The sequence below is a fragment of the Sporolactobacillus sp. CQH2019 genome (assembly GCF_028765345.1).
Taxonomy (GTDB): domain Bacteria; phylum Bacillota; class Bacilli; order Bacillales; family Sporolactobacillaceae; genus Sporolactobacillus.
This window is the reverse complement of the sequence record NZ_JARAJZ010000009.1, coordinates 126,588-138,685: the sequence shown is the minus strand read 5'-3', so window position 1 is coordinate 138,685 and position 12,098 is coordinate 126,588. Positions and strand designations below refer to the sequence as shown.

The following is a 12,098-nucleotide window of genomic DNA, read 5'->3' as shown; positions in this document are numbered from 1 at the left end:
CGCTTTTTTTATTTTATCTGCTGCTCATAAATGAACGCAAACATGCATGGATAGAGAAACCACACGTTCTTTTTTAAAAATTATTTATAGGCACCAAGCATCTGGCATGTATGCTGCGCCTGTAAAATAATCAGTGTTAACTTTAGCTTTTTACCTATAGGAAATATAAGGGTTATGGTCGAGTCTGCTTCTTCAGCTATTTCTTATCCCTCCGGCATGCGTCATTTCAAATTTCCGATTGTTTTTACCATCTAAAACTTTAATAAAATGAAGGTTTCGGCCAATCTGTATTCGGTTCGCTGACACCAAGACTTGTCCGTGAATATAGCCCGCTTTTGTCTTGAATGATATCTATGACTAGTTGGGCGACCGCCTGTCTTGTGACCTACGCGCCAATAAACGGTTCTTCTTTTTGAGTCAGTGAGCAGGCTATATTTCCTTCCTGATTGTAGAGCCACGTGAGACGAAGAAGCGTGTAATCAAGTGCCGAGTCTTCTAATACTTTTGCGGCTGCAGCGTATAAAGATGACGAACTTCCCACCATCCGTTCATTCCATCTGCCGAATGCCCCGGCCACTTCGTGATAAATGCCGAGGACTGAAGCGGCAATGATTCGTTTCACTCCGGCCCGGTTCATTGCTGCAACAATAGACTGCGTTGCTCTCTCGGACCGCATATCATTAACGTACACAATGTCAACGCCTTGCATGGTTTGGACCAATTTATCCGTTTCGTTAAAATCACCGTCGACGAAGATTTCCCGTTTTGATTCTGATACTTTCAAACGCCCGGCTGCATTTCTGGCGTACAAGATCACTTTTGCATCCGTTTGTTTCAGCAGCCCGTCTGTTAACAGTCGGGAAATTTGTCCGGCCGCACCTAGAATTAACACGTTTTTCATCCAGATTCCCCCGCGCATTTTATTTTCAAAAGTCAATCTTTCGATCCATAGACTCCTCTTTTCTTTAAAGGACAAATTCATCTTATCATTTGGATCTGACTCTAAGTCAATAATTTTTCTTTTTCCCGATTAGAAAAACGATCAACAGAGATCATACTCTCAATCATGTGAACGCTTCCCAATCTCAGAGGGGTAATTAAAACAAGCAGTTGACTTAAAGCTAACTCCAGGATATAGTTGAAAATGATCAGAATGAGATCCGCTGATTTTAAGAACCTGTTGCTGAATGTCATCGTCGGAAAATCAGACGAGAATGTGCCGCATTAATCGTTTGCTTAAAATGCATGAAACCAGGTGCCGTATGGCAAAGATAGTCTGTCACGGACAGGAAAAGTTTAAGACAGTTTTTCTAAGAGTAAAAACACAGCACTGTTCAACCATTTTTTTGACAAGTGTCGGAGTGAAATCGTGCCTGTCTGAAGGAATTAGGTGGATGGGGGAAATTAAATGAATATTTCAGAAGTCAGTGAAAAGTATGCCCTTTCTCCGGATACACTCCGTTATTATGAACGAATAGGTCTAATACCCAAGGTTCATCGAACCCCAGGGGGGATACGTGCGTATGAAGAAGGGGATTTAAAATGGGTTGAATTTGTCAAATGCATGCGAAGTGCCGGCCTGTCAATTGAGGTGCTTATTAAATATATAAGACTGTTTGAGCAAGGTGACACGACTTTAAAGAAGCGAAAAGAATTACTTCTTGAACAACGGCACCTGTTAGCAGCTAAAATTCACACGATGCAAGAAACCTTAGCACTGCTGGATCGTAAAATAGAAGGCTATAATGGTGAATTATTAAAAGCCGAACATAAGTTAGCCAAAAAGTAACAGGTTCATTTAAAAATTCAGCGATCTAACAAATGAAGATGAATTAGAAAAATTTTTGAATACCTTCACATTCTCACTAATGTATTTCAGCAGTTCGGGGCTTTTTGCCCCCTCTAAAGAAAGAACATCTTCAAATAAAGTGTATGAAGCACTTACTAATCACAAGATTGACGGCAGCAGGTTTCTTATTTTTTACATTCACGGATTGCCAGTAAGGTTGATTTAAACTTCAGAGACGTAAATCCGAAACTGATAAGCAGAGAGAAAAAGATTGATCCTTTTTTTCTCTGTTTTCTTGTGCGCCCGGCATGGGTAAATAACTAGGCGGTGAAAGTCGCTGCAGGCCTGGCAGCAGGAACTGTGAATCAGAGGCCAGGGTATCCATCGTGAGGTGGAATCTGAAGAAAGCCGGAGACAAATTCCTGAACCCATAAATAAGAATCGGATACTAAGGCTGAACCAGAGTGGATAAGCTTGCAAACAAAAACGAAGTTCGATGCTGCCCGAATTCGGCTCAGTAAATGTTGGCTACTTGGGAAGAAAATTATTGCCCTTATGAGGACACTAAGCGACAAACCCGGATTTGTGCATCACTTATTGAACAGGTCATTAACCCCCGTTTTCTTGAAATTTGGCGATGGAGCTATTCGAAATCTTAAAAATGTTCCACAAGTGCAAAAAACGATCATTGATAAATAACAAAAGGGTCTGAATTGAATCATTCATTAGGGTTTATGAACGGGATTGCCAATAATCGGCCGAATCGAGGGACTCGGAAACGAAGAGCCGCCGCCTGAAATCAATGATTTACTAGGTATTTCGCTTCTGATCAATTTTATTTTTGTCATGTATGATGTAAATATGAATAAAAAAGAGACTGCTGGCAAAATCTACGAGGCTGAAAGGCCGGTTAATCAGTTGACGGAGACACCAACCGCAATTTTTGAGCAGGATCCATGCAGAGCCGTGTGACAAAAGGCCTGTTTCTTGCAAAAAGTGTGCCGTCATTCCAAAAAACAGGAGAACGTGCGATGCATCTTATCAGAGATATTGGCAAGGTATTCAGTGCCAATCTATTAAGTGTTTTAGTCGGGATGGTGACCGGGTTTCTGATTCCGGCCTTCCTGCCGTTAACAGCCTATGCTGAATTGAAAACGTTCACACTTTATGTCAGCTATGTCGGTATCCTGCATTTTGGTTTTATCGACGGCATTTTTGTGAAATATGGCGGCAGACGATACGAAGAAATCGACAAGAATGAGCTGATAAAAGAAAAAACTTTTTTGCTGTTCTTTCAGGCCGGTGTCACCATTCTTTCTTTGCTGATCGGTATTTTATCCCGTGACTGGATTTTTATTGCACTGGCTTTGTCGATTATCCCGATCAATCTGGTGACTTTCTATAAACTGGTTTTTCAAGCCGTCGGCGAATTCACCGCTTATTCCCGGATTATGTATGCTTCTTCCTGGGCGACATTATTCGTTCAACTGGTCATCCTGTTCATTCTCAGGTATCAGACGGCAATGCCCTATGTTGGCGGATGGGTTGTCCTTAATTACATCGTTTATATCGCCTTGGAATGGCGAATGCCGTTAAAAGGAATCAGGCTGGGTTTTGATCTGAAAAAGATCAAAACACTGTTTGCCGTCGGCATTTTCGTCGCACTCGGCAATTTTGCTTTCATCACGTTTTATTCCATCGACCGCTGGTTTGTGAAAGCTTTTTATTCTACTGCAAGCTTTGCATATTACTCATTTGCGATTTCGATCATGCAGACGATTAACATACTGACTACATCATTGACGGCAACTTTTTATCCATATTTGGCTAGATTGAGGGATCATGCACAAATGCAGATATTAAAAACGATGATGCTTATTTTGGGAACACTGCTCTGCGGCAGCTATTTTGTCTTTGAAATCATTGTTAGAGACTTCATTCCGAAATATATACCGGCTTTAAGCATTGTCTCAATCTTATTTGCCGCCATTCCTGCTATGATCATTTTCAATGTCATCTACGTCAATCTATATCAAATCGAGAGGAAGCAAAAGAAGTATTTTCTGGAAATGGCCGCTGTCCTGGCTATTTCCGCTGTTCTCATGCTGACTGCGAGCCGCTTTGTCCATGATTATCGAATCATTTCGTTTATTACCGCCTTTTCGTTTTATCTGTTATTTCTAATTGCGATGAGAGATTTTCGTTATCTTCCTGTCGGTACAAAAGATATTTTGTTTATTTTGAGCTTTCTTGTGGTGTTTGCTGTATGTGTCATCTCGATTCCTCTCTTTTTTAATTTGTTCGCTTTTTATTTGGGTGTTTCTATTTTAAGCGCCGCCGGCTATAAAAAAGAATTATTGCATATAAGACAGACCTTTTTAAATAAAAAAAATAAACAGACCGGCGTGATTTGAAAGCCATTGGGGGATCGGATGTTGAACAAAGTTGCTATAATCATCTTAAATTGGAACAACTACAAGGATACGACGGAATGCCTGCAGTCTGTCGATAAGCTTGATTATAAAGATTTCTGTGTTTTCCTGGTCGACAACCATTCACAGGATCATTCTTTTAGAAAGTTAAAAGAAGACTATGAGCACCGTCAATATAATATGGCGATCATGTTTATTCAGAGCACTGAAAATCTAGGATTTGCCGGCGGAAATAATCTTGCGATTAAACAGGCTTACGATCAAGGTTATTCCTATTTTTGGCTGCTGAATAATGATACGGTCGTTTCACCCGATAGTTTGATCTATTTAGTAGAAGAAATGGATACGGATCCGAATACCGGTATGGCAGGATCGAAAATTTATTATTATGGGACACGGACAATATGGTTTGCCGGCGGGAAAATCAATACCTTCACGGGAAGGGCCAGACATCCGGGCATCGGGGAATCCGATTGCGGGCAGTATGATGTGAGAAGAGAAGTCGATTATATTACCGGATGCAGTCTGCTTGTCCGCAGAGAAGTAATTGACTCGGTTGGTTTAATGAAAAAAAAATACTTCTTATATTTTGAAGAGGCCGAATGGAATTTAAGGGCAAGGAATGGCGGATGGAAAATGATTTACAGGCCGGAATCGGTTATTTTTCATAAAGTTTCCATATCTACCGGCGGAGAAAAAAAACAGGCACCGTTTGTCGCGTTCTATGAGATACGAAACGCTTATTGGATGATTAAGGAGACCCAGCAGAACAGAATAAAAATATGTGTTTCTTTTCTTTACAAATACTATCAGGCGCTTAGAAAAATCATGGATATTTATCGATTTAAACAAGATAAAAAGATAATCAGAATTAAATACATTATTAAAGGCCTACTGAATTAGTGATAAAAGTCACGCACTGCTAACTGCCATCCATTTGTGAATGATTGCTTTTTTCTTATCGAAATTGCTTCCCTTTCCTGATGCGAAAAGGTTCCTGTCTTTTATACAGCATTCCATCTTTTTGCCCATTAAGAGAGAAAATGAGACTGATGATTCATATTACGGTTTTATTGCCCAAAAAGGAAAAATATGATTTAGAATAGAGGATGAAAATTTTGGATAGATAAAAAGCTATCCGGAGAGATAGGGGAGATGATGGATATGAAATTTTAGCAGGTCAATGATCCCGGAAAATGAAAACAACGAGGATGCTATCACTGTGGAACATCTGCTTTTAAAAGAAAAAATGGCTAAATGTGTTCTAATACTCTTATTAAGCCTCCTGATAGGGACTTTAAGTGCTTTTTTTCCATTCAGGCTCTTGCTGTTTCTTTTCGCCGTACTCATAATAACGGTGTTTATCAGTTGGGGAAATGATAACAAATTCGTTTATGCGTTAGCCATCATGATCGTTTTTCAAAATTTTATCGCCATCATTTTCTCGGGGATGGGTCAATCGTTTTTTGTCACGGTCGTTATATCGCTGAAGGAATTGTTTGTCTATGGCTGCATCGTCTTTTTTTTCCTTTTTAGAAACGGCGCTGAACTAAAAACATTTCGTTTGGTCAATTGGGCCGCTTATGCTTATATCTTTTTGATTATTGCCTATTTTCTGTTTCTCAACGGCATTCCGTTATTTACGAAAAGCGTTTCGGGACGGCAATTGATCACTCCGGCGGCTCTCTATTTATTCGGCTTCTACGTCAAATCTAAACAGGAAAGAATAATGCCTTATTATCTGCGGATCGCAGCCGTTGTCGTCATTTTTGGTTTAATCGAGACTTTCCTGTTGGGCGATCAGTTCTGGATAAAGCTGGGGATTCAGCGTTATATGGATGATAAGGGAATGACTTTGTGGGCATTCGGCAACAACGGGCTGCCCGGAAATTTTTACTCGTTTGATTTTTCCGGGTTTATTGGAACGGATCTGCGGCGAATGGTGTCGTTCATTGCTGATCCGACGCTTCTCGGCCAGTTTCTCGTCCTGCCGGTTCTGTACAGTGTACTTGCAAAAGACCGGTTTAAGAATAAGAGAAAGCGACTGATGTACAGTCTTCTTTTATCAACAGGGATGCTGCTGACTTTATCTAAAGGGGCGCTGATATCGACGGCGATTGGCGTACTGGTCTATTTGCTTTTGAAAAAAAATCGATTCAGTCAGTTGATCGGTATGGCAATGGGCTATATTGTTATTTTCTTTCTCGTAATTATTCTGGCAAATTATCAGAAATTTTCTTCGCTGCCGGCACATCTGAACGGACTTACCAGCAATTTGTTAACGGTCGTAAAATTTCCGTTTGGACTCGGCTTAGGGAAAAGCGGCAATTTTGCCAGTCTCTATAACACGAATGGCTCCGCGGATACGACGAGTGCCGGAGAGAGTTTTATCGGCGCGATGCTGGGTCAAATCGGCATCGTCGGAACCCTTTTGTTTTTTGTTTTCATTGCAGCCGTTCTTTCGGCACTCGTAAAAAGATACTGTTTGAGCCAAAACAGTGATTTTTTAATCTTGGCGAGTGCTCTGGCGGGAACGGTGGCTGCTTCGTTTCTAAGCGAGTCGGCGATTAGTTTCATTTCCGCAGGACTGATTTTTACCATTTCCGGCATTTACTTATCAAATGAAAGTCATGATCAGGGAAGTGAAACATGAATGAAGATTTTATTTCTGAATAATTTGTTGCCTTACCCATTGGACAACGGCGGAAAGATCAAAACCTATAACACCTTAAAAGCCTTGTCCCGCCATCATCAGGTGGACTTGCTGGCCTTTGTTAACAGCAAAAATGAAAGGGCATACATAAGACATTTAAGTGCTGTTAGCCGTCAAATCGATGTTGTCTGCAAGACGGTGATCAAAGATACATCAAAATTAGCGTTTGTCAAAGACTATCTATTCAGCACGTTCTCTTCCTTGCCTTATGTGGTGAAAAAATTTTATACAAATGAGATGAAGAATAAAATTGTCCGTTTTCAGCGGGAAAATCAATATGATTTGATCTATGTCAATCATTTATCAATGATGGCCTATCATAACTGCTTTGAGACAAAAGTAGTACTCGATCAGCAAAATGTTGAATCCCTGATTTTCGGCAGATTTATCGCGCAAACGAAGAATCCGCTAAAAAAGGGACTCGGTTATATCGAATTTATCAAACTGAAAAAATTTGAAAAGGACATGCTTCGCCGGGCTGACCGTATTATTGCCCTGAGCGAAGCCGACAAACAGGCTTTCACCCGCATGCTGGGCCGCGATAAAAAAGAGATCGCAGTTATCAGTATTCATATTGATGAAAAAATGTTGCAGTTCAGTCCTCCCGAGCAGAATAAAATCCGTTTGCTGTTCATGGGGACGATGAGCTGGTATCCGAATAAAAACGGAATGCTCTGGTTTCTGGAAAACTGCCTTCCAAGGCTCGATCCGAAAAAATATCATCTTTACATTTGCGGAGCCCATCCGCCGAAAGAATTAACGGCCTACCAAAATAAGCAAAATGTGACGGTCACGGGATATGTGAAAGATATGAATGATTACATCCGAAAATGCGATATCGGCATTGTCCCTTTATTTATCGGCAGCGGCCAGAGAGTGAAGATCATTGAATCATTCGCCAAAGGTCTGCCCGTGATTTCAACTGCTGTCGGCGCAGAGGGGCTGGTGACGGATGAAGACAATATCTTGATCGCGGACAGTGGGGAAGAATTTCTGGATGCGATCAAAACGTTATCCGAACGTCCGGATCTCAGGGAAAAAATAAAAATGAATGCCAGGTTGACGTATGAAAACTATTATTCGAATGCCAGTTTGAGCGAGAAACTGGACAGGGCGCTGCCGGAGCATGCGGCTATGCAGTCTGGTCAAAAGGTCCTATGATCACGGCAAAAACTGACCATTCGGCGGATAAAAGCCGAATTCAGTGCTTTAAGAATCTGACGGGGACGGGTGCCCTCTGCGTTCAGCAAGGAAGTCTGTATGCGAATAAGAGCGGCGAAGCCTTTTACTGATAGAATGCGGTTTTGATTTAAGAAAGTTCAATCTTTGCGGGACAATAAAATCGGGACATGAATATGCAGGCTGTTTCTTTGCTCTTGTAAACAGAATACACGGAAAACAGGCCGGCAGAGTGCCTATATTTTACCAAATTGGTATAATATTTATTCCTGCTCTATAAGGGGTTAATCCAATAGGACCGGGGAATTGACCTTGATTTTCAACTCCCATACGTGAGTCACTGACTATAAATTTGTGAAAAAGGGGTAATGCAGATGAGATCAGCGCTAGTTACCGGCATTACGGGTCAAGACGGCGCTTACCTGGCAAAATTTCTGCTTGAAAAAGGGTATAAGGTCTACGGCCTGATTGCCAGAAGGAGCACAGATACGAAATGGAGATTAAGAGAACTGCAAATACTTGATCAGGTCGATTTGATTGAGGGCGACATGACCGATGTAATGTCACTGATTCGCACATTGAAATTGGCCGCTCCGACTGAAGTATATAATCTGGCCTCGCAGAGTTTTGTCGGCACATCCTGGCAGCAGCCGATTCTGACTGCTCAGGTGACTGGCGTCGGCGTCCTGAATATCCTTGAAGCGATCAGATGGGTTGATCCGTCGATCAGATTCTATCAGGCTTCGACTAGCGAGATGTTCGGGCTTGTTCAAGAATCGAGGCAATCTGAAAAAACACCGTTTCATCCCAGAAGCCCTTATGGTGTGGCCAAGATGTACGGTTATTGGATCACTGTAAATTATAGGGAGAGTTTCGGCATTCATGCGTCCAACGGCATTCTGTTTAATCATGAGTCGCCGCTTCGGGGAATTGAATTTGTCACCCGAAAAGTGACAAACGGCGCCGCAAGAATTAAACTCGGCCTTCAAAATGAACTGAGGCTTGGCAACATTGAAGCAAAGCGGGACTGGGGTTTTGCCGGAGACTATGTTGCGGCAATGTGGCTGATGCTTCAGCAGGATCAGCCGGATGATTTTGTCGTGGCTACGGGAAAAGCAGCTACTGTCAGAGAAATGTGCCGGATCGCTTTTGATAAAGTGGGGTTAAATTATGAGAATTATGTCACAGTTGATCCTAAATTTTATCGGCCGGCGGAAGTTGAAGTGCTATTGGGAAATCCGAAGAAAGCGTGCAAAAAATTAGGCTGGCAAGCGAAAACCTCACTGGAAGAACTTATTGGGATGATGGTGGATGCCGATTTAGAAAGAGTGGCCAAAGGAATGCAGCAAAGCCGTGTTCTGCAATGAAAGTGCTGATAACAGGAGCAAGAGGCTTTGTCGCCCGGCATTTAACAAGAAAATTGGCCCGGGATGGCTATGACGTCTATTTGACGACTCATTCCGGCATAAAAAGCAATAAAGTGAATACTGTTTTCCCGATGGATGTAAAAGATGTGATGAGCGTTCATTACGTGCTGAGTGCGGTCCGTCCCGATGCGATCATTCATTTGGCGGCTCAAAGCAATATATATGATGCCTGGCAGAAACCCACGGAGACAATGGAGATTAATTCCATCGGGACTCTGCATCTCATTCAATCGATTCTTGAGGAGGACCTACGCTGCAAATTGATTATCGTCGGCTCCGGTGAAGAATATGGGGCAGCCGCAAAGACGCATCGCCTGTTGACAGAAGAAAGCCCGTGTTATCCGCAGAATCCTTATGCCGTAAGCAAATTTGCCGCCAGTCAGCTATCGGTTCAGCTTTCACAAAAAAATGATTTAAATGTGGTTTATCTGCGGCCATTCAATCATTTTGGGCCGGGTCAGCGAAAGGGTTTTGTTATCAGTGACTTTTGCTCGCAAGTGGCTTTAATCGAGCAGGGATTAATCAAACCGATCATCAAGGTCGGAGATATTTCGACTTATCGCGACTTTTTGCCGATTGATGATATCGTTGCTGCTTACGAACGGGCGGTCAGCGAAAACATTCCGGCCGGCATCTATAATATCTCATCGGGGAATCCCATATCGATAAACTATCTTTTACATAAAATCCTGGCCTTTTCCGCGATGACCATTCATATTGCCAGAGATGAAAAACGATTCCGGCCGGCAGAAGTCAAGTCATTTGCCGGCGACGGGAGCAAGTTTCAGAAGGCTGCCGGCTGGTTGCCTCGCTATGATATCGACGGCTGTTTATTAACAACTCTCAACTGGTGGAGGAGTAAGGCAAGCCGACGCCCTGCTGATTTGTCTGCGATTTCTTCAAAAACTTCGGGTTCCCGTCAAAGTTAAATGGCTGCAGCAAAGTGAATAGTCAAAGCTCAAAAGAGGTGTCGATGCTTCTTTTGGGCTTTTTTAATGCGAACTTAAGTTTTCGTTATTTAAAAAAGCAAACTGAAGATAGGTGCCTTTCTTCCCTCTTTTTTTGCTTGACAATTTGTCGGCAAATCTTTGGGCTTTACGTATGAAACATTGATAAGCAGGCTTTCCTATCTATGGAATAGGTAAAAGTTTTTAAAAAAATGTACGGCTCTATTCGCATTTTCTGTGATTTTTTTAACATATTATCTATTATTTTTATAAAAATTTCCAAAAGTTAATACCATTCGCCTAAAATGGAAACATTAATTGTAATTAAATTACCAATTGGGACTTAGTGTTTACGACAGTTGAATGTTGAAAGCGCTTTTTTTGAATGATATTCTAAAAACGTAATAGATGTCACACATTGGTAATACATGATTTAGAGAAAAGGAGGCAAGAAAATGTTATTGAGCACATTAGGCGTCGTTCTTTATCAATTGTTGGCAAAGCTTGAATCCCTTCTCTAAAATTGCTGAAAGTTCATTACTTATTTTAAGTTACTTATCTATTTTACATCGGTAAATAAAAAAAAGAAAGAGGTCGGATTCAAATGTTATTGAGCACTCTAGGCGTTATTCTTTACCAAGTATTGGCGAAACTCGAATCTCTTCTGTGATTCGTTTGGTTAAAAGGTTCCTTGTCTGGTTTCATAGATAGAGAAAAATGGGTGTTAGGAGTTTTTCCTTCCTATGGTGACTCTCTCCTGACACTCATTTTTTTTAATTAAGGCACTGTTACTTTAAATCAGAGGGTCTGCAGCGGCGGGCTTCCATCCTGAAATATCATCGGCCACTGTGTGAAGAACGGTATGGCCTTTCATCTTCTAAAAAACGTTTTTGCCGGTCTTAAGGAGGAACAGACATCTTGATTTCAATTAAAAATCTGCAAAAGCATTACACTTTAAACAAAAAAAGTATCCCAATATTAAAAGACATTAATATTACATTAGTTCCCGGAGAGATGACCTGCCTGACCGGCGAATCGGGCTGCGGGAAATCCACACTTTTTAATATTCTTGGCGGGCTTGACGATTACGACGGGGGAGAATATCTCTTTAATGAAAAAGATGTCAAAAGTTTCTCTGAAAAGGATTGGTCGAGCTTCAGAGCGAAAAATATAGGGTTCATCTTTCAAAGTTTCAGCTTGATTCCGCACCTTTCAGCTTTAAAAAATGTTGAAATCAGTATGACCTCAAACAAAATACCTAAAAGCGAGCGGGGAAAAAGAGCGAAAGCGTTATTGGACAGCGTGGGGTTAAAGAACCGATATGATTACATACTCAGTCAATTAAGCGGCGGAAAAAAGCAAAGAGTGGCAATCGCCAGAGCCCTGGCCAACGACCCGGATATTATGCTGGCGGATGAGCCGACCGGAACGCTGGATTCCAAGAGTTCAAAGCAAGTGATGGCGATTCTCAAGTCAATCGCAGAACGAGGCAAAATTGTATTGGTTGTCACCCATTCTTCCGAGCTGTCCCAGTTGGGGGATAAGGTTATTGAAATGAAAGACGGCAAGATTGAATGTGTCCGGCGTGCCGCCGGATAAAAAAAGACAGCG

Annotated in this window: 9 protein-coding genes; 8 read left to right on the top strand and 1 reads right to left on the bottom strand. The window is 41.7% G+C overall.

Annotated elements, in window-relative coordinates:
- Positions 1 to 385 precede the first annotated feature (385 nt).
- On the bottom strand, positions 386 to 901 hold the full coding sequence (locus OYT88_RS13925) for an NAD(P)H-binding protein (protein WP_274400869.1): 516 nt from the start codon (positions 899 to 901) through the stop codon (positions 386 to 388).
- Between the two features lie 507 nt (positions 902 to 1,408).
- Here OYT88_RS13925 and OYT88_RS13920 point away from each other — a divergent pair.
- The 8 genes from OYT88_RS13920 (at position 1,409) to OYT88_RS13885 (ending at position 12,086) form a co-directional block, all read left to right on the top strand.
- A complete protein-coding gene (locus OYT88_RS13920; RefSeq protein ID WP_274400868.1) occupies positions 1,409 to 1,789 on the top strand; it encodes a MerR family transcriptional regulator in 381 nt (126 codons plus the stop codon).
- Between the two features lie 1,031 nt (positions 1,790 to 2,820).
- Positions 2,821 to 4,203 (top strand): oligosaccharide flippase family protein, encoded by a 1,383-nt coding sequence (locus OYT88_RS13915; protein ID WP_274400867.1) that lies wholly within the window; start codon positions 2,821 to 2,823, stop codon positions 4,201 to 4,203.
- A gap of 21 nt (positions 4,204 to 4,224) precedes the next feature.
- The gene (locus tag OYT88_RS13910) at positions 4,225 to 5,124 is read left to right on the top strand and encodes a glycosyltransferase family 2 protein (protein ID WP_274400866.1); all 900 of its coding nucleotides are present in this window, start codon (positions 4,225 to 4,227) and stop codon (positions 5,122 to 5,124) included.
- Positions 5,125 to 5,443: 319 nt separating this feature from the next.
- A complete protein-coding gene (locus tag OYT88_RS13905) occupies positions 5,444 to 6,874 on the top strand; it encodes an O-antigen ligase family protein (protein WP_274400864.1) in 1,431 nt (476 codons plus the stop codon).
- A complete protein-coding gene (locus OYT88_RS13900) occupies positions 6,875 to 8,095 on the top strand; it encodes a glycosyltransferase family 4 protein (RefSeq protein WP_274400862.1) in 1,221 nt (406 codons plus the stop codon).
- A 392-nt stretch (positions 8,096 to 8,487) separates the two neighbouring features.
- Positions 8,488 to 9,480, top strand: a complete 993-nt coding sequence (gene gmd, locus OYT88_RS13895) for a GDP-mannose 4,6-dehydratase (RefSeq protein WP_274400861.1) — start codon at positions 8,488 to 8,490, stop codon at positions 9,478 to 9,480.
- Entirely contained in the window at positions 9,477 to 10,469 is a 993-nt protein-coding gene (locus OYT88_RS13890) for a GDP-mannose 4,6-dehydratase (protein ID WP_274400860.1), read from the top strand. Before gmd ends, OYT88_RS13890 begins: the two co-directional genes overlap by 4 nt.
- A gap of 936 nt (positions 10,470 to 11,405) precedes the next feature.
- The gene (locus tag OYT88_RS13885) at positions 11,406 to 12,086 is read left to right on the top strand and encodes an ABC transporter ATP-binding protein (RefSeq protein ID WP_274400859.1); all 681 of its coding nucleotides are present in this window, start codon (positions 11,406 to 11,408) and stop codon (positions 12,084 to 12,086) included.
- Positions 12,087 to 12,098: the final 12 nt, after the last annotated feature.

Bases quoted from the DNA above. Each gene is read 5' to 3' on its own strand.
- OYT88_RS13915 (WP_274400867.1), top strand. From the start codon at position 2,821: ATGCATCTTATCAGAGATATTGGCAAGGTATTCAGTGCCAATCTATTA.
- OYT88_RS13925 (WP_274400869.1), bottom strand. From the start codon at position 901: ATGAAAAACGTGTTAATTCTAGGTGCGGCCGGACAAATTTCCCGACTG.
- OYT88_RS13900 (WP_274400862.1), top strand. From the start codon at position 6,875: ATGAAGATTTTATTTCTGAATAATTTGTTGCCTTACCCATTGGACAAC.
- gmd (WP_274400861.1), top strand. From the start codon at position 8,488: ATGAGATCAGCGCTAGTTACCGGCATTACGGGTCAAGACGGCGCTTAC.
- OYT88_RS13890 (WP_274400860.1), top strand. From the start codon at position 9,477: ATGAAAGTGCTGATAACAGGAGCAAGAGGCTTTGTCGCCCGGCATTTA.
- OYT88_RS13920 (WP_274400868.1), top strand. From the start codon at position 1,409: ATGAATATTTCAGAAGTCAGTGAAAAGTATGCCCTTTCTCCGGATACA.